The following is an 18,933-nucleotide window of genomic DNA, read 5'->3' as shown; positions in this document are numbered from 1 at the left end:
TTATTTGCAATAAATAACGTTTGTATGGTTTGCCGTCAACTGCTGTTCATTGAGCGGTTTTCATATCAGTGTGATTGTTCGATCTAGGTATTGGACGAATTGACCGCAGGCCGGAAGCGCGGTTTTGGATGCCTGAATCACGTGAAATCGGGGCAACAAAACTTTTCTATAAGTTCCGGTTTTTTGATTGGGCAGAGCAAAGCATAACGGTTCATTAAGCTTAATATCCGATAACTGTTTGAACGAATCCGTCAAATCGGCAGCCGTCTGAAATTGGCCGGAATTCGAAAGAAAACACAGGATAGCGGGACGTGATCCCGGGAAAGGACCGTGATGATGGCTAGCCTCGGCGGAGACCAATCTCAAGCCGAAGGGGCTCAGGTCCGTCACGTTCCGGTGCTTATCTCCGAAGTGATTGATGCTCTGAAGCCCGAAACCGGCAAAATAATCGTCGATGGCACATTCGGTGCAGGGGGTTACACGCGGTGCGTTCTGGAGCAGGGGGCGAATGTTATTGCAATCGACCGTGATCCCACCGCGATTGACGCCGGACAGGCCATGGTCAGGCAGTTCGATGATCGGCTTACGCTGGTTGAAAGCCAGTTTTCCAGGCTGGATCAGGCTGTTGAGCAGGTTCTGGGCGACGGCGCGAAAGTTGATGGTGTTGTGCTTGATATTGGTGTCTCATCGATGCAAATCGATGAAGCTGAGCGTGGGTTTTCATTTCAGAAAGATGGTCCGCTCGACATGCGCATGTCCCGCAAGGGGCCAAGTGCTGCCGATGTGGTGAACCGTCTGAAGATGGGTGATCTGGCGCGCATCTTTAATTTTCTTGGCGAGGAACGCCATGCGGGGCGTATCGCGCGCATGATTGAAAAGCGGCGCGAAGCGCAGCCTTTCACACGCACGCTTGATCTCGCCAATGCCATTGAAGCGCTGGTCGGGCGCAATCCGAAAGTGCCTATTCATCCGGCAACGCGTGTGTTTCAGGCGCTGCGCATTTATGTGAATGACGAGCTTGGTGAATTGGCGCGTGCACTGCTTGCGGCAGAACGCGTTCTTAAACCGGGTGGCCGTTTGGTTGTCGTAACCTTCCACTCGCTCGAAGACCGGATGGTCAAGCGTTACTTTGCAGATCGCGCCGGTGGCAGTGCCGGATCGCGGCATCTGCCGGAAACCCACGTGCGTCTTCCCAGCTTTACGGCTGCGGTGAAGGGGGCTGTTGGGCCGAGTGTTGAAGAAGAAGAGCGCAATCCTCGTGCCCGTTCCGCAAAATTGCGTGCGGGTGTGAGAACTGAAAATCCGCCTCTTGAAGATGATCTTTCGCTGTTCGGGCTGCCAAAGCTGCCTGAAACGCATGAACTGACCCGGAGTTGAACGAGTGCTGCGTACTTTTGAACTCATCATGATAGCGGCGATGCTGGTGGCAGCAACGATCACCTATACCATCAAATATGATGCGGAACGGCAGATCGCTGTCATTGCAAAATTGAAGCGTCAGATCGATTCCGAAAAGGACACGATTACGCTGTTGCGCGCGGATTGGGCATTGATGAGACAGCCGGGCCGTTTGCAGAGCCTTGTTGGTGTTTATGCGGACGAGTTGAAACTTGCACCCATTGAAGCTGAACAGTTTGCTATGGGCGTTGAAGATATTCCTGAGCGTCAGCTGGACGACATTCAGAAGCTGATTTCCGGCAGTGACGAACTGGTCGCAAGCGGTGTTCTGAAGCCAGACGCAACGACCACAGGAAGCATCAAGAAAAATGGAGCGAGGCACTGATCATGCGGCTGAAGCTCGGGTTCTCCAAAAAGAACAAACAGAACATTCATGACGGCATGGAGCCGGCTGGCAATATGGCGTTTGTCGGCTCGCGTAAAAAGAACGGCAACCGTGCCCGCAATCGTCTTTGGATGGCGATTGTCTGCTTCGTTGGCATTTATGGTGTGATCGGTGGGAAGCTGGTCTATTTTGGTGTGATCGGCGGCGAAGATGAGGAGTCAAACGGTCCAGCAGTGCATCAGCTTGCATCGCGACCCGATATTCTGGATCGCAATGGCGAAATTCTTGCCACTGACATTAAAACATCATCGCTTTTCGCCGAACCGCGCAAGATTGTCGATCCCGATGAAACCATTGAACTGCTTTCAACGGTCATTCCTGATCTTGATTGGGAAACGACCTATCGTCGTCTGAAGAGCGGTGCGGGTTTTGTCTGGATCAAGCGTGGCCTGACACCGCGTCAGCAGAGCCAGATCATGGCGCTCGGTGTTCCGGGCATTGGTTTTCGCACCGAAAAGCGTCGTTTTTATCCCGGTGGTCCGACCGCTTCGCATATTCTTGGCCTCGTCAATGTCGATAACCAGGGCATTGCCGGCATGGAGAAATATATCGACAGTCAGGGCCTGAGCGATCTGCGCGCTGCGGGTATGGCGACGGCACAATCGCTGGAACCGGTCAAACTTTCCATTGATATTCGCGTGCAGCACATCATGCGTGACGTGCTGGTGAAGGCTGTTGAACGGTATCGTGCAATTGCAGCGGGTGCGGTCGTTCTCAACGTGAAGACCGGCGAAGTGATCGCCATGGCTTCGGTGCCGGATTTTGATCCGAACAATCCCGTGCATGCGCTTGATAAGGATCGCCTCAACCGTATGTCGGCAGGCACCTATGAAATGGGCTCGACGATCAAGAGCTTCACCACGGCAATGGCGCTCGACTCGGGTAAATTTACGCTTAATTCGCGCATCGATGCATCGCGTCCGCTGGTGATTGGTCGCCAGACGATCCGCGACTTCCACGGTAAGGGCCGTGTGTTGACGCTGCCAGAGGTTTTTATCTTCTCTTCCAATATTGGCTCTGGTCATGAGGCCAATGTTGTGGGCATTGAAGGCCATCGCGCATTTTTGAAGAAAATGGGTTTGCTGGACCGCATGGAGACGGAGTTGCCAGAAGTTGCCCGTCCTGTCGAACCACGCGTCTGGAAGAAAGTTAACTCCATGACCATTGCGTTTGGTCACGGCATGATGACGACACCGCTTCAGACAGCAGTGGGTGCGGCAGCATTGATGAATGGTGGCAAGCTGATTGAACCAACCTTCCTGACCCGAACCCAGGCTGAAGCCGATAAGGTTGCAAAGCAGGTCATCCATCCGCAGGTTTCCGCCGATATGCGCTATCTCTATCGTTTGAACGCGACAGCGCCCGGCGGTTCTGGCAAGCGCGCCACCGTTCAGGGCTATCGCGTTGGCGGCAAAACCGGCACTGCTGAAAAGGTTGTGCATGGCCGTTATTCGAAAGATGTGCGCTTCAACGCCTTCCTTGCATCCTTTCCGATGGACGATCCAACCTATGTCGTTCTGACGATTATCGACGAACCGAAACCGGAAGAAGGCAAGTATAGCGCAACCGCCGGTCTCAATGCTGCGCCAATGGTGGCTGACATTATTCGCCGTTCAGCCACTTTTTTGGGAGTAAAGCCCGATTTTCGACTCGAATTTGCGCCAGCAGAGTCTGAATTGGCCTTTGCTGATTCTGCAAATGACTGATTTGTGCAATTGCATGTAAAACCTGACCGTCTGCACACTGTAACTGGAATTGGTATGACCATGAAGTTGAAAGACATCGCACTTTTTAAGGAACTTACCTCCGGTTCGGCGGGTGATCTGGAAATCACGGGTGTTACGTCGGACTCCCGGAAAGTGCAGCGCGGTTTTCTTTTTGCCGCGCTCAAAGGTGTGAAGGCCGATGGTGCTGTTTTTGCTGCGGATGCTATCAGCCGTGGCGCTGCTGCGATCATTGCCGGTAAAGATACGATTATTAGCAATGCAGCCGTACCCGTTGTGCATGTGGAAGATCCACGCCATGCGCTGGCGGTTGCCAGCGCACAGTTTTACGGCAAGCAACCTGAGGTCATGGTTGCAGTGACAGGCACCAGCGGCAAGACGTCTGTCGCTTCGTTTACGCGCCAGATTTGGGCTTATGCGGGTTTTCCGGCTGCCAATATCGGGACCACAGGCGTATTTTCGCCAACGCGCAGCGATTACAACTCGCTGACAACACCGGATCCGGTTGAGTTGCAGCTTGTGCTCGCAGAACTGGCCGATGAAGGTGTGACCCATGCCGCGATGGAAGCGTCATCGCATGGTCTTGATCAGCGTCGTCTTGATGGTGTGAAGTTGGCCGCAGGTGCTTTCACCAATCTTGGTCGCGATCACATGGATTATCATGCGACGATCGAAGAATATCTGCATGCCAAGATGCGCCTGTTCGACACTTTGCTGCCAAAGGGATCGCCTGCAATCATTTTTGCAGATGACCAGTTCTCGCCCCAGGCAATAGAAGCGGCAAAAGCTGCTGGTTGCGATGTGAAGACAGTCGGCCGCAAGGGTGATTTCATCACCATCAAACGTGTTGAGCATGAGCGCTTCCGCCAGCACGTTGAAGTGCGTATTGGCGATGAAATATTTGAGATTGAATTGCCGTTGGCCGGTGATTTTCAGGTTGCCAATGCGCTTGTTTCAGCTGGCCTTGCCATGGTCACAGGTGTTCCGGTTGCAGCCGCCATGCGTGCGCTTGAACGCCTTAAAGGGGCGCCGGGCCGTCTTGATCTGGTTGGTGCCACGGAAGAGGGCGCTCCTGCCTATGTGGACTATGCGCATAAGCCGGAAGCACTTGAAAATGTTCTCACATCGGTGCGCCCATTCACGACTGGCCGCGTCATCGTGGTGTTTGGCTGTGGCGGCGATCGCGACAAGGGCAAGCGCCCGATCATGGGAGAAATCGCTGCGCGTCTGGCGGATGTTGCGATCGTGACTGACGACAATCCACGCTCGGAAGTGCCTGCACAGATCCGTTCGGAAATTATGGCTGCGGCGCCCGGTGCGACCGAAATTGGTGATCGGCGTGAAGCGATCTTTACCGCTGTGTCGATGATGATGCCCGGCGATACGCTGGTTGTTGCGGGCAAAGGCCACGAGGAAGGCCAGATTGTCGGTGACCTTACGCTTCCTTTCTCCGATCATGCGGAAGTGGCGGCAGCGCTTGCTGCACGTCTTGAGGAGAATAAGAAATGAGTGACTGGCTTTGGGCATCTGCCGATATGGTCGAGGCCATGGAAGGTCGTCCTGTTGGCACCATGCCTGCCGGAATTACCGGCATTTCTATTGATAGCCGCACGTTGAAAGAGGGCGAAGCGTTTTTCGCAATTAAGGGTGAATTGTTTGACGGTCATGACTTTGCAACAGCGGCCATGGCTGCTGGTGCTGGTCTTCTGGTGGTCAACGAATCCCGTCTGCCTGCTCTTGGCAATCTCAAAGTGCCGATGATCGTGGTTGATGATGTCCTTGAAGCGTTGATCAAGCTTGGTATTGCCTCGCGTGCGCGCTCCAAAGCGCAGATCATTGCTGTGACCGGGTCTGTGGGAAAAACAACGACGAAGGAAGCATTGCGTCATGTGCTGGCTGATTGCGGCAAAGTTCACGCATCGGTCGCGTCATTTAACAATCACTGGGGTGTGCCGCTGACGCTCGCCCGTATGCCTGCCGATACAGATTATGGTGTGTTCGAAATCGGCATGAACCATCATGACGAAATTCGCCCGCTGGTGAAAATGGTTCGTCCGCATGTAGCACTGATTACTTTGATTGCTCCGGCCCACCTTGGCCATTTCGCCAATCTTGAAGAAATTGCAACAGCCAAAGCCGAGATTTTTGAAGGTGTTGTGCCGGGCGGTTATGCGTTGCTCAACCGCGACGACAAGCGTTTCAAGCAGCTTGAAGACCTCGCTGCGCAGGCAGGCGTCGAACATGTGGTGACTTTCGGTGAAAATGCCCGTTCTGACTACCGCCTGCGTGAAGTGAAGATGCATCCGACCTGCTCCTGTATGACGGTGAAGATCGGTGATGAAGAAGCCGTCGTCAAAGTCGGTATGCCGGGACGGCATATTGTGCAGAATATGCTTGCGGTTCTTGGCGCGGCCCATCTCGTTGGTGCAGATATGGCCAAGGTTGCCATCGCCATGGCAACGCTGACCGCTGAAGGCGGACGCGGTGCACGCCATGTGCTGGAACATCCAGACGGTGGTTCCTTCACGCTGATCGATGAAAGTTACAATGCCAATCCGACCTCGATGCGCGCTTCTCTTTCGCTTTTGCAGGCCACCCCGCCGCAAGGACCGCGTGGACGCCGCATCGCTGTTCTTGGTGATATGCTGGAGCTTGGTCGTCAGTCCGGGAAGCTTCATGCTGATCTTGCGCGTCCCATTGTCGATGCAGAAGTGAACGCGGTTTATATCGGCGGACGCGAAATGTCGGTGCTCAAAAATGCTTTGCCGGTTGAAATTCACGTCGAATACAGGCAGAGCACCGATGAATTGTTGCCGCTGGTGACGAAGGCTGTGCGTCCCGGCGATGTTGTCATGGTGAAATCATCCAAGGGGATTGGCTTCTCCAAAATCGTCAAGGCGCTGACCAGCCAGTTTCCGCCAGTGGTGCCTGCCGAGTAGCAGTTTTTGAGGGAATTTTCTCCGCATGTTGATGCTTCTTTCAATCTTCGCCGAGCATGTGACACCGTTTAACGTGTTTCGCTACATCACGTTCCGCACTGGCGGCGCGATGATCACCTCGGCGTTGATCGTGTTCCTTTTTGGCCCCACGATCATCAATGCGCTGCGCGTGCGACAGGGAAAAGGTCAGCCGATCCGCGCTGACGGTCCTCAGACACATTTCAAAAAAGCCGGTACGCCTACCATGGGCGGCCTGATGATCATGACCGGTATTTTGGTCTCCTGCTTTTTGTGGGCCAACCTTTCCAGTATCTACGTCTGGGTTGTGTTGATGGTTACGGTGGGTTTTGGCGCCATCGGCTTTTATGACGATTATCTGAAAGTTACGAAGCAGTCGGACAAAGGTTTTTCCGGCAAATCACGTCTGGCTATCGAGTTCCTGATTGCAGCCGTTGCAGCCTTCATCATCATGCGGGCAGGGCAGGAGCCATTCTCCTCGTCGCTGACATTTCCGTTTGTGAAGCAGTTTGTGCTTAATCTTGGCTGGTTCTTCATTCCATTGGCAGCCTTTGTCATGGTTGGCGCTGGCAATGCGGTGAACCTGACTGACGGTCTTGATGGTCTTGCTATCGTGCCTGTGATGGTCGCGGCTGCATCTTTTGGCTTCATCGCCTATCTTTCGGGTAATGCGATCTTTGCCGATTACCTTCAGATCCATTTTGTTCCGGGTACGGGCGAGCTGGCCGTGGTGCTTGGTGCTGTTATCGGCGCCGGGCTTGGCTTTCTCTGGTTCAATGCGCCTCCGGCTGCAATCTTCATGGGTGATACCGGCTCGCTGGCATTGGGCGGTATGCTTGGTACGGTTGCTGTTGCGACCAAGCACGAAATCGTTCTTGCCATCATTGGCGGCCTCTTTGTCATGGAGGCACTTTCGGTCATTATTCAGGTTGGTTCGTTCAAGCTCACTGGCAAGCGCGTGTTCCTGATGGCCCCGATTCATCATCATTTTGAAAAGAAGGGCTGGACAGAAAGTCAGGTCGTGATTCGTTTCTGGATCGTGGCAATTATCCTTGCCATGATCGGCCTTTCCACATTGAAGCTGAGATAAGGCAAACAGAATGATCCCGATCACCGCCCTTAAAGACAAGACTATCGCCCTCTTCGGACTGGGCGGGTCGGGCATCGCCACCGCCAAGGCAATCGTTGCCGGTGGTGCGAAGATCATTGCCTGGGACGATAATCCCGACAGTGTGGCACGTGCGCAGAGCGCAGGCATTGCGACGGGGGATTTGAGGCAGGCGGACTGGTCACAGTTCGCTGCCTTTGTGCTTTCACCCGGCGTGCCGCTGACCCATCCGAAGCCACATTGGAGCGTTGATCTGGCTCGTGCAAATGGCGTTGAAATTATTGGTGATGTCGAACTCTTTGTTCGCGAGCGCAATCATATTGCACCCGATTGTCCGTTTATCGCCATCACCGGCACAAACGGCAAATCCACCACAACCGCACTGATTGCCCATATCATCAAGGCTTCAGGCCGCGACATGCAACTCGGCGGCAATATCGGTACAGCAATCCTCACATTGGAAGCGCCTGCGCCAGGCCGTTTCTATGTGGTTGAGTGCTCGTCTTATCAGATTGATCTCGCACCATCGCTGAACCCGACTGCCGGTATTCTGCTGAACCTGACGCCGGATCATCTTGATCGCCACGGCTCGATGGAAAACTATGCCGCTATCAAAGAACGGCTGGTTGCGAATAGCGGCGTGGCAATCATCGGCGTGGATGATGCATATTGTGCGGGTATCGCAGATCGTCTTGAAAGCAGCAGCGTAAACGTTGCAAGGATCTCCAAGGATAAGCGGCTTGAAAACGGAAGCTTCGCCGAAGGCGCAAAGCTTTATTGTGCCACAAATGGCAAAGCCGAAGAACTGGCTTCCCTTGAAGGCATTGGCTCTTTGCGCGGCGCGCATAATGCGCAGAACGCGTTGGCTGCAATTGCGGCCTGTTTGTCGGTGGGCCTATCAATTGAAGAAATTCGTGCGGGTTTGAAAACTTTTCCGGGTCTTGCGCATCGCATGGAACAGGTTGGCCATCGCGGCAAGGTTCTGTTCGTCAATGATTCAAAGGCGACCAATGCGGAGGCGACAGCTCCGGCGTTGTCGTCTTTTGCTGATCATATTTACTGGATCGCCGGCGGTGTGCCCAAGGCTGGCGGTATCAGCGCTTTGTCGGAATTCTTTCCGCGTATAACAAAAGCCTATCTGATTGGTGAAGCGGCAGCACAGTTTGCTGCGACGCTGGGCGACGCCGTGCCATTTGAGATTTCCGACACGCTGGCTGTTGCGGTTGAGCACGCCGCGCGCGATGCAGGCAATGATGCGGCAAGCGAACCCGTGGTTCTGCTTTCACCGGCTTGTGCAAGCTTTGATCAGTTTCAGAATTTTGAAAAACGTGGTGATGCATTCCGCACCACCGTTCTCACGCTCCCCGGTATTGAACCAATTGGAAGGGAAAGCTGATGGTAAGTCGCGTTGACCGTGGTCCTGTCGCCAACTGGTGGTGGACAATCGACCGTTACTTTCTGGCTGCATGTCTGGCTCTGATGGGGCTTGGTGTGCTGTTGTCCTTTGCGGCAAGTCCTGCCGTTGCACAGCGCATTGGCCTTAACAGCTTCCATTTTGTTGAGCGTCAGATCTTCTTCATGATCCCGGCTCTGATTGTGATGATTGGCGTGTCGTTTTTGACACCACGCCAGATCCGGCGCTTTGCGCTGGTGCTGCTTTGTGTGTCGCTGTTTTTGATGGCGGCCGCACTTTTTGTGGGTATCGAGATCAAGGGTGCGCGTCGATGGGTGAGCCTTGCAGGCTTGTCTATTCAGCCGTCTGAATTCATGAAGCCAGCCTTTGTGGTCATCTGCGCCTGGCTTTTCTCCGAGCGTGAACGCGGTGGTGAGATGCCGGGCTATTTTCTGGCGATGATGCTGTTTTGTGTGACGGCCGGATTGTTGATGTTGCAGCCCGACTTTGGTCAGACCATGCTTACCACCGGCACATGGGGCGCAATGTTCTTCCTCGCCGGTCTGCCGATGCTGTGGATTCTGGTCCTTGGCGGTATTGCAGCGGTCGGTGCTTTCGGTGCCTATATGACACTGGATCACGTTGCGGGCCGTGTTAATCGCTTTATGACGGGTGAAGGTGATACGTTTCAGGTGGATATGGGGCGTGAGGCTCTTTTGCGCGGTGGCTGGTTCGGCCAGGGGCCGGGTGAAGGCATCGTCAAGCGCAGTATTCCAGACAGTCACACCGATTTTATCTTTTCAGTTGCCGCAGAAGAATATGGCATCATTCTCTGCATGATCATCATGGCGCTTTTCGCTTTTATCGTGATCCGCGGGCTTTCGATTGCGCTTCGCGAGCGTGACGCATTCACACGTCTGGCTGTGTCGGGCATCGTGATTCTGTTCGGCTTCCAGTCGATTATTAACATGGCCGTTAATCTGCATCTGATGCCTGCCAAGGGCATGACGCTTCCATTCATTTCTTATGGTGGTTCCTCGCTGGTCGCTATTGCAATCACGATGGGCATTTTGCTGGCGCTGACCCGTCGTCGCCCGGAAGCGCGCATGACGCATACGGTTGGTATGGGCGAGCGCATTCCGGCTTTGTGAGGGGATTATGGGAAAAGGCGTAATCGTATTGGCCGCCGGGGGAACGGGCGGTCATCTGTTTCCAGCTGAAGCGCTGGCGCACGAATTGAAGTCTCGCGGATGGGACGTGCATCTGGCGACCGATGCACGGGCGCAGCGTTTTGCCGGTGCCTTTGCAGAGGACCATGTGCACGTGATCCGCTCTGCCACCATCGCCGGACGCAATCCAATTGCGCTGGCACGCACATTGTGGTCGTTGTGGCAGGGTAATCTCGACAGCCGCAAATTGTTTCGTCGCCTCAAGCCGAAGCTTGTCGCAGGCTTTGGTGGCTATCCGACATTGCCGCCGCTTTATGCAGCAGGCAATATGGGCATTCCGACGCTTGTCCATGAGCAGAACGCTGTCATGGGCCGAGCCAATAAGGGACTGGCTTCGCGCGTGAAAGCGATTGCTGGTGGGTTCCTGCCAGAAACAAGCGGTGCTTTTTCTGACAAGATCGTTGCGACCGGCAATCCGGTTCGCCCGCCTGTGCTTGCGGCTGCCAACACGTCTTATAAGCCAGCCAAAGAGGGGCAGCGTTTTCGCCTTCTGGTATTCGGTGGTAGTCAGGGTGCGCAGTTTTTCTCAAATGCTATTCCCGAAGCAATTGCGCTTATGCCGGAGAGCGAACGCGCACGGCTGCTGATTACACAACAGGCGCGTAAAGAGGACGAGGCATCCGTCCGTGCTGCCTATCAGAGGCTGAAAATTCCAGCCGATGTGGCACCCTTTTTCAACGACATGCCCGCGCGCATTGCAGATGCGCATTTTGTGATTTCGCGCTCAGGCGCATCCACCGTTTCAGAAATTGCGGCGATTGGCCGTCCGGCCATGCTGGTGCCGTTTCCGCATGCGCTTGATCATGATCAGGCTGCGAATGCGGCGGCCCTTGCTGCGGCAGGAGGTTGCGAGGTCGTGCGTCAGGCAGAGCTTACACCGCAGCGGCTCGCCGAAATCATCTGTTCAGCCATGAATGCGCCTGAAAGGCTCGAACAGCAGGCAAAAGCGGCAAAAAGCGTTGGTAAGCCGGATGCCACGCAGTTGCTTGCCGATCTTGCAGAGGCTATTGCAGCAGGTAAATCTGTTCAGGAATTCAAAGAAGGAACTCGGCCATGAAAATGCCGCTGAATATCGGGCTTGTCCATTTTATCGGGATCGGCGGCATTGGCATGAGCGGCATTGCGGAAGTGCTGCACAATCTCGGCTATAAGGTTCAGGGTTCGGATCAGTCGGACAGCGCCAATGTGCAGCGTCTGCGCGAGAAGGGCATTGAAGTCTTTGTCGGTCACAAGGCCGAGAACCTTGGCGATGCCGAAGTCATCGTTGTCTCGACGGCGATCCGCAAAAACAATCCTGAACTTGTGAGTGCGCGCGAAAAGCTTTTGCCGATCGTTCGCCGTGCGGAAATGCTGGCCGAGCTGATGCGCTTTCGTCGTGCGGTTGCCATTGGCGGCACGCACGGCAAGACCACGACCACGTCGATGGTCGCAGCGCTGCTTGATGCTGGTCATCTTGATCCGACGGTTATCAATGGCGGCATCATCAATGCTTACGGCACCAATGCACGCATGGGGGACGGCGACTGGATGGTTGTTGAAGCCGATGAAAGCGATGGCACCTTCCTTAAGCTGCCTGCCGATATTGCGGTTGTGACCAATATCGATCCGGAACATCTGGATCACTATGGCAATTTCGACAATGTGCGCGCGGCTTTTGCGCAGTTCGTTGAGAATGTGCCGTTTTATGGGTTTGGCGTGATGTGCCTTGATCATCCTGAAGTGCAGGCTCTGGTCAGCCGCATCGAAGATCGTCGCATTGTGACTTATGGGCAGAACCCGCAGGCTGATGTGCGTTTTGTCAATCATCGCATGGACGGCGCTGTCAGCCTGTTTGACGTCCTGATCCGTTCGCGCAAGGGCGAAACAACCGAGATCAAGGATCTGCGCTTGCCAATGCCGGGTCTGCACAATGTTTCCAATGCGACGGCTGCGATTGCTGTCGCACATGAGTTGGGTATTTCGGCAGACGATATTCGTCGTGGACTTGGGGCATTTGGTGGCGTCAAGCGTCGCTTCACCCATACGGGATCGTGGAATGGCGTTGAGATTTTCGACGACTATGGCCATCATCCGGTTGAAATCCGCGCGGTGCTGAAGGCTGCGCGTGAAGCAACCAAGGGTCGTGTGATCGGTATTGTTCAGCCGCATCGCTACACGCGCTTGCATAGCCTGTTTGATGAGTTTGCAGCGTGCTTTAATGATGCTGACACTGTTATCGTAATGCCGGTTTATACAGCAGGTGAGGACCCGATTGAGGGTGTGAATTCGGAAATGCTGGTTTCTCGTATCAAAACGGCAGGGCATCGCGATGCGCGTTTTGCAAGCGGGCCGGAAACCTTGGCGCCACTGGTCGCATCGATTGCTGAACCTGGGGATTTCGTGGTCTGTCTGGGTGCAGGCAGTATCACGCAATGGGCTTATGCATTGCCGAAAGAGCTGGCTGAACAGGGTAAAAAGTAATGGAAAGCGGCGAGGCGCTTCTCAAGAAGCTTGATGGAAGGCTGTCGGGACTGCGTGGCAAGCTGACGCCGGATGCTGGTATGGATAAGATTACATGGTTCCGTGCCGGCGGTCCTGCACAGGTTCTGTTTCAGCCTGCTGATGAAGAAGATTTGTCTGAATTTTTGAAGGCTGTGCCGGAAGAGATTCCCCTTCTGGTTGTGGGTATCGGTTCCAATCTCTTGGTGCGTGACGGTGGAATCCCGGGCTTTGTCGTGCGTCTGTCTGCCAAGGGGTTTGGTCATGTCGAGCAGGTTTCGCAAACACAGTTGAGAGCAGGGACCGCGACGCCGGATAAACGTGTGGCAGCGGCAGCACTTGAAGCGGGGCTCAGCGGCTTTCACTTCTACCATGGCATTCCCGGTGGCATTGGTGGTGCTCTGCGCATGAATGCCGGTGCCAATGGGGTTGAAACGCGCGAGCGTGTGGTTGAAGTGCGTGCGCTGGATCGCAAGGGTGAACTGCATATCCTGTCCAACGCCGATATGGGCTACGCCTATCGCTATTCCTCGGCATCGCCTGAGCTGATTTTCACCTCGGCTCTGTTTGAAGGTATTCCGGGCGACCGCGACGAAATTCAGAAGGCTATGGATGCGGTGCAGAATCACCGCGAAACGGTGCAGCCTGTGCGCGAAAAAACGGGCGGTTCAACTTTCAAGAATCCTGAAGGCACGTCTGCGTGGAAGGAAATTGATAAAGCTGGTTGCCGTGGCTTGCGCGTGGGTGGCGCGCAGATGTCAGAGATGCATTGCAACTTCATGATCAATACCGGCGACGCTACCGGATATGACCTTGAAACGCTTGGCGAGACAGTTCGCGCTAAAGTTTATGAGAATTCAGGCATTCGCCTTCATTGGGAGATTAAGCGGCTCGGCTTGTTCCGCGAAGGGCGGGAAGTGAAAGAATTCTTATAAAAAGTCCATTCTTAAGAAGCCCGGATTTCCCACTGAAATTCCGGGCTTTTTTGTGCTTATTGAGTGATTCGAAACGTGCTCCCCTTTTGATAGGGGCTTGCCACGGAATCAACTCTCTGATTCTTTATGGTTAACCGTACAGTGATTTGATTCGTCAGGGTTTTTCCTGACTTGGGTGTCTGCTGCGTAATGTGGGTGGGCTATCCTGATTCTATTTTTGATTCGAGCGCAGGGAATGCGCAGAGGGGATGACTGACATGGCTGGACAGAAGGCTGTAAAGCATGTTGCCGTTTTGATGGGCGGTTTCTCATCAGAGCGTCCGGTCAGTCTTTCGTCGGGTATTGCCTGTGCTGCGACCCTCGAAGAATGCGGCTATCGCGTCACGCGCATTGATGTTGATCGTAATGTTGCAAGCGTTCTTGCTGAATTGAAGCCTGACGTGGTGTTTAATGCGCTGCATGGTCCGTTTGGTGAAGACGGTACTATTCAGGGGATTCTTGAATATCTTCAAATTCCTTACACGCATTCTGGCGTGTTGGCTTCAGCGCTTGCCATGGACAAGGATCGCGCCAAAAAGGTTGCTGCTGCGGCCGGCGTCACGGTTGCGCCTTCGCGTCTCATGAACCGTTTTGATATTGGTTCCGAGCACCCTATGCAGCCTCCTTACGTCGTCAAGCCTGTGCGTGAAGGCTCCAGCTTCGGTGTTGTTATCGTCAAGGAAGACCAGACGCATGCGCCGCAGATCATCGGCTCTGCCGAATGGAATTATGGTGCCGAAGTTCTGGTTGAAAAATACATCCCCGGCCGTGAGTTGACCTGCGCGGTGATGGGTGATCGCGTGATGGATGTCTGCGAGATCATTCCGGTGGGGCATCAGTTCTACGATTTTGATTCAAAATACGTGCCTGGCGCATCAACTCACGTATGTCCGGCAAAAATTTTACCAAATATTTACCAAAAAATACAAACAATGGCCCTTACGGCGCATCGGGCAATCGGGTGTCGGGGCGTAAGCAGATCAGACTTCCGTTTCGATGATCGTTTTTCTGAAGAAGGCGAAGTTATCTGGCTGGAAGTGAATACTCAGCCGGGCATGACTCCTACCTCGCTCGTACCTGACATCGCGAAGACGGCAGGTATCTCTTTTGGTGAATTGTTGAGTTGGATGGTGGAGGACGCGTCTTGTTTGCGTTAAACGGCAGATCACATGAATACAGGCGTTCGGGCGCGATGCGGGATGCATCGGGTGCGGCCTTTGTTCTGCCGCGCTTTCTGCGCAAGCCGTTCCGCTTTGCTGTCCGTATGTTTCAGGGTAATATTAATGTTCCGCGTTATGCCGGTACGATTGGTATGCTCAGCTTTCTTGGTGCAACCGGCATCTATGGCATGGTGCTTGGTGGACATTCCGAGAATATGGTCAAGGCGACTGCTTCGACTTTCGGTTTTGCTATTGAAAACGTGAAGGTCGTTGGTAACAGCGAAACGTCAGATATTGATATTCTGGGTCAGCTTGAACTGGACGGCGAGACCTCTTTGATCGGCCTGAGTGCGGAAAGTGCGCGTCAGGCGATTGCCAAGCTGCCTTGGGTTGAGAGCGCTGAAGTGCGCAAGGTTTATCCGGGCACGCTGCTGGTTTCGTTGGAAGAGCGCAAGGCCTTCGCCGTCTGGCAGAATGGTCAGGAGCTTTCGCTGATTGATTCGGCGGGCGACACAATCGTTCCATTCCGTCCGGGTCGTTACAATGCTCTCCCGCTTGTGGTGGGTGAAGGCGCTGAAAAGCGCGTTAAGGGTTTTGTGGACGAGGTTGCGGCTTATCCTGCTTTGGCTTCCAAGGTTCGGGCCTATATCCGGGTTGCGGATCGTCGGTGGGATTTGCTGCTGGAAAACGGCGTTCGCATCATGCTGCCGGAAGATGAGCCGATGAAGGCTCTTGCGGAAATTGAACGCCTTGATGGGGAAAAACATCTTCTGTCCCGCGATATCGCATCGGTCGATATGCGTCTTGATGATCGTGTTACGGTTCAGTTGACGGCAAGCGGTATGGAGCAGCGCCAGAAGTTCTTGGCTGATCGTAAGAAAGAATTAGCCCGCACGGGGAAGCGCGTATGAGTATTCTTGGCGGAAAAAGTTCAACACAGGCTGGAGGGGCAGGGCGCAAGGTGCGCCTACTGACCGTTCTGGATGTTGGTTCAAGCAAGGTCTCTTGCGTGATTGCACGCTTGCGTCCGCATGAAAGCGGTGTGCTTCTTCCGGGGCGCACGCATCGCATGGAAGTTCTTGGCATTGGTCATCAGCGTTCGCGCGGTGTGAAGTCCGGTGTCATTATCGATCTTGATGCCGCAGAACAGTCGATCCGCCTTGCGGTTGATGCTGCTGAACGTATGGCCGGTTTGACCGTCGACAGTCTGATCGTCAATATTTCCGCAGGACGTCTCAAGAGCGAAACCTTTACCGCAAGCGTTAATCTTGGCGGTCATGAAGTTGAGCAGACTGACATTCGCCGCGTGCTGGCCGCTGGCGCCAAGCAGGCGCTTGCTGCCGAACGCCACCTCGTGCATTCGCTGCCCGTCGGTTACACGCTTGACGGAGAACGCGGCATTCGCGATCCGCTTGGCATGCTGGGTGACAGCCTTGGCGTTGATATGCATGTGTTGACGGCTGATGCAGCACCCTTGCGTAATCTTGAGCTTTGCGTCAATCGTTGCCATCTTTCCGTTGAAGCAATCGTTGCCACGCCTTATGCGAGCGGTCTTGCCGCTCTCGTGGGTGATGAAGCGGAAATGGGTGCGGCCTGCATCGATATGGGCGGCGGCACAACAACGATCTCCGTGTTCTCCGAAGGCAAGTTCATTCACGCTGATGCTGTCGCTATCGGTGGATCGCATGTCACGATGGACGTGGCGCGCGGCTTCTCTACGCGTATGGAAGATGCTGAACGTCTCAAGGTTATGTATGGTTCGGCGCTGCCAAGTGCAGCTGACGACCGCGATCTCATCTCGGTGCCGCCCATTGGCGATGACGAGCGTGATGTACCCAATCAATATCCGCGTTCGGTTTTGACGCGGATCATCCGTGCACGTGTGGAAGAAACGCTGGAACTGGTTCGCGACAGGCTGAACCAGTCGGGCCTCGGCCATATTGTTGGTAAGCGTGTGGTGTTGACCGGTGGCGCAAGCCAGTTGCCGGGAATGCCGGAAGCTGCCAGGCGGATTCTTGCAAGGAATGTACGCATCGGGCGTCCGCTAGGCATAGCAGGATTGCCAGAGGCGGCTAAGGGTGCGGCTTTCTCCGCGACCGTTGGGCTTCTGATTTACCCCCAGGTGGCAGGTATTGAAGAGCGGTCGGTGAAAGCAGCTTCCTCCGGTCTTATGACCGGTACGGGGGGGCGAATTCAACGTGTCAGCCAATGGCTGAAAGAGAGTTTTTGAGTACACATTGAGTGATTTGATTGCGTGATGTGGGCGTAACCATCAGCGTAATAACCAATTAGCACCGCGGCGGCGAAGCGGTGAGAGGCTTAAGAGGAACGAGAACCATGACCATTAATTTGCAAAAGCCGGACATCACCGAGCTCAAGCCTCGCATCACCGTATTTGGTGTTGGCGGCGGCGGCGGCAATGCGGTCAACAACATGATCAATGCCGGTCTGCGCGGTGTGGATTTTGTTGTGGCCAACACTGACGCGCAGGCTTTGACGATGTCGAAGTCCGAACGCATGATCCAGCTTGGTGCAGCTGTCACCGAAGGTCTGGGCGCTGGCTCGCAGCCGGAAGTTGGTCGTGCGGCTGCTGAAGAGTGCATTGACGAAATCGTCGATCACCTCAATGGCACACATATGTGCTTTGTTACTGCTGGTATGGGCGGCGGTACCGGCACGGGTGCTGCTCCTGTTGTGGCACGCGCTGCACGCGAACGCGGTATCCTCACCGTTGGCGTTGTTACCAAGCCTTTCCATTTCGAAGGTGCTCGCCGCATGAAGACGGCTGAGCTGGGCATCGAAGAACTGCAGAAGAATGTTGATACACTGATCGTCATTCCAAACCAGAACCTCTTCCGCATTGCCAATGACAAGACCACTTTCGCCGATGCGTTCGCAATGGCTGATCAGGTGCTTTATTCGGGTGTTGCCTGCATCACCGATCTGATGGTCAAGGAAGGTCTTATCAACCTCGACTTTGCTGACGTTCGCTCGGTCATGCGCGAAATGGGCAAGGCGATGATGGGTACAGGCGAAGCGTCAGGCGAAGGCCGTGCGATGGCTGCTGCTGAAGCTGCAATTGCCAATCCGCTGCTTGATGAAACCTCGATGCGCGGTGCGAAGGGTCTTCTGATCTCGATCACCGGTGGCCGCGACATGACGCTGTTTGAAGTCGATGAAGCTGCAACCCGTATCCGCGAAGAAGTTGATCCAGAAGCCAACATCATTCTTGGCGCCACCTTTGATGAAGGCCTCGAAGGCGTCATCCGTGTATCCGTTGTTGCGACTGGCATCGACAAGCAGATTGGAGATGCGGCGCCTGCGCCGCTGGAATTTCGCCAACCGGTAAAGCCTGCTGCCCAGACCAAGCCGATGGCTCCGCACGGCGCTCTGCGTCCTCCGGTTGTTGAACAGCCACGCCAGGCCGAGCCTGCGGCTCAGTCGATTGAAAACGAAATTCCGGCAACGCCTGCTGCTCCAGCAGCTTCGGCAGCTCCTGAATTCCGTCCGCAGAGCCGCATTTTCCAGGCGCCAGCCGCTGACAGCTTCGAGCGCGCACCTGTTGCACGTCCAGCCGCTCCACAGCCGCAGATGATGAACAATCAGGCAACGGCTCAGGCTATGCAGCCACAGGCTTATCAGCAGCCACAGCAGATGCATTCAGAGCCTGTTCGCGAGCCACGTCCTGCTCCACGCATGCCAGCTGTTTCGGATTTCCCGCCTGTAGCACAGGCTGAAATCAATGCACGCCGTGCAGCGCCGCAGCAGCCTGTCCATGAAGAACGCGGCCCAATGGGTCTGCTTTCCCGCCTGACCCGTGGTCTGACGCGCCGTGAAGAAGAGCAGCCAGCTGCACGTTTGGAACCAGCGCATCGTGAACCTGCAATGCGCCAGCCAGAACAGCGCCGCCCAATGCAGCAGGATGCGTCAATCTATGCGCCACGTCGTGGCCAGCTTGACGATCAGGGCCGTCCGCAGCCACGTGCTGCTTCGGAAGAAGACCAGCTCGAAATTCCGGCATTCCTGCGCCGTCAGTCGAACTGATCATCTGACCCCGTGTTAAAAAT

Annotated in this window: 15 protein-coding genes; all 15 read left to right on the top strand. The window is 54.8% G+C overall.

The genetic code is table 11. From position 1 onward, the window contains the following. The first annotated feature begins 333 nt into the window (after positions 1-333). The 15 genes from rsmH to ftsZ all read left to right on the top strand — a co-directional run bounded on the left by rsmH (position 334) and on the right by ftsZ (position 18,910). Positions 334-1,377 carry a 16S rRNA (cytosine(1402)-N(4))-methyltransferase RsmH gene (gene rsmH / locus OPR82_RS13650; protein ID WP_265985486.1) on the top strand — a complete coding sequence of 348 codons (1,044 nt, stop codon included), beginning with the start codon at positions 334-336 and terminating at the stop codon, positions 1,375-1,377. Between the two features lie 4 nt (positions 1,378-1,381). After that, positions 1,382-1,783 carry a cell division protein FtsL gene (gene ftsL, locus OPR82_RS13645; RefSeq protein ID WP_265985430.1) on the top strand — a complete coding sequence of 134 codons (402 nt, stop codon included), beginning with the start codon at positions 1,382-1,384 and terminating at the stop codon, positions 1,781-1,783. A gap of 2 nt (positions 1,784-1,785) precedes the next feature. Beyond that, the gene (locus tag OPR82_RS13640; protein WP_265985429.1) at positions 1,786-3,549 is read left to right on the top strand and encodes a peptidoglycan D,D-transpeptidase FtsI family protein; all 1,764 of its coding nucleotides are present in this window, start codon (positions 1,786-1,788) and stop codon (positions 3,547-3,549) included. Between the two features lie 54 nt (positions 3,550-3,603). Further along, entirely contained in the window at positions 3,604-5,076 is a 1,473-nt protein-coding gene (locus OPR82_RS13635; RefSeq protein WP_265985428.1) for a UDP-N-acetylmuramoyl-L-alanyl-D-glutamate--2,6-diaminopimelate ligase, read from the top strand. After that, a complete protein-coding gene (locus OPR82_RS13630; RefSeq protein ID WP_265985427.1) occupies positions 5,073-6,506 on the top strand; it encodes a UDP-N-acetylmuramoylalanyl-D-glutamyl-2,6-diaminopimelate--D-alanyl-D-alanine ligase in 1,434 nt (477 codons plus the stop codon). Before OPR82_RS13635 ends, OPR82_RS13630 begins: the two co-directional genes overlap by 4 nt. 25 nt (positions 6,507-6,531) lie before the next feature. After that, positions 6,532-7,614 carry a phospho-N-acetylmuramoyl-pentapeptide-transferase gene (gene mraY, locus OPR82_RS13625; protein ID WP_265985426.1) on the top strand — a complete coding sequence of 361 codons (1,083 nt, stop codon included), beginning with the start codon at positions 6,532-6,534 and terminating at the stop codon, positions 7,612-7,614. Positions 7,615-7,624: 10 nt separating this feature from the next. Further along, complete coding sequence (murD, locus tag OPR82_RS13620) at positions 7,625-9,028, top strand: UDP-N-acetylmuramoyl-L-alanine--D-glutamate ligase (RefSeq protein WP_265985425.1); 1,404 nt, start codon at positions 7,625-7,627, stop codon at positions 9,026-9,028. Next, positions 9,028-10,176 (top strand): putative lipid II flippase FtsW, encoded by a 1,149-nt coding sequence (ftsW, locus tag OPR82_RS13615; RefSeq protein WP_265985424.1) that lies wholly within the window; start codon positions 9,028-9,030, stop codon positions 10,174-10,176. Before murD ends, ftsW begins: the two co-directional genes overlap by 1 nt. A 7-nt stretch (positions 10,177-10,183) precedes the next feature. Then, positions 10,184-11,311, top strand: a complete 1,128-nt coding sequence (murG, locus tag OPR82_RS13610; RefSeq protein WP_265985423.1) for an undecaprenyldiphospho-muramoylpentapeptide beta-N-acetylglucosaminyltransferase — start codon at positions 10,184-10,186, stop codon at positions 11,309-11,311. Further along, positions 11,308-12,714 carry a UDP-N-acetylmuramate--L-alanine ligase gene (gene murC / locus OPR82_RS13605; RefSeq protein ID WP_265985422.1) on the top strand — a complete coding sequence of 469 codons (1,407 nt, stop codon included), beginning with the start codon at positions 11,308-11,310 and terminating at the stop codon, positions 12,712-12,714. Before murG ends, murC begins: the two co-directional genes overlap by 4 nt. After that, positions 12,714-13,667, top strand: coding sequence for a UDP-N-acetylmuramate dehydrogenase (gene murB, locus OPR82_RS13600; RefSeq protein ID WP_265985421.1), 954 nt, complete (start codon positions 12,714-12,716; stop codon positions 13,665-13,667). The genes murC and murB overlap by 1 nt, the downstream gene beginning before the upstream one ends. 257 nt (positions 13,668-13,924) lie before the next feature. Beyond that, the gene (locus OPR82_RS13595; protein ID WP_265985420.1) at positions 13,925-14,863 is read left to right on the top strand and encodes a D-alanine--D-alanine ligase; all 939 of its coding nucleotides are present in this window, start codon (positions 13,925-13,927) and stop codon (positions 14,861-14,863) included. After that, complete coding sequence (locus tag OPR82_RS13590) at positions 14,851-15,777, top strand: cell division protein FtsQ/DivIB (RefSeq protein ID WP_265985419.1); 927 nt, start codon at positions 14,851-14,853, stop codon at positions 15,775-15,777. Before OPR82_RS13595 ends, OPR82_RS13590 begins: the two co-directional genes overlap by 13 nt. Next, on the top strand, positions 15,774-17,096 hold the full coding sequence (ftsA, locus tag OPR82_RS13585) for a cell division protein FtsA (protein ID WP_265985417.1): 1,323 nt from the start codon (positions 15,774-15,776) through the stop codon (positions 17,094-17,096). The genes OPR82_RS13590 and ftsA overlap by 4 nt, the downstream gene beginning before the upstream one ends. A gap of 107 nt (positions 17,097-17,203) precedes the next feature. Next, positions 17,204-18,910, top strand: coding sequence for a cell division protein FtsZ (gene ftsZ, locus OPR82_RS13580; protein WP_265985416.1), 1,707 nt, complete (start codon positions 17,204-17,206; stop codon positions 18,908-18,910). Positions 18,911-18,933 lie beyond the last annotated feature (23 nt).

It is taken from the genome of Ochrobactrum chromiisoli (assembly GCF_026241335.1).
GTDB lineage: Bacteria > Pseudomonadota > Alphaproteobacteria > Rhizobiales > Rhizobiaceae > Brucella > Brucella chromiisoli.
The sequence above is the reverse complement of the archived record's forward strand: the minus strand, read 5'-3'. Positions and strand labels throughout refer to the sequence as shown.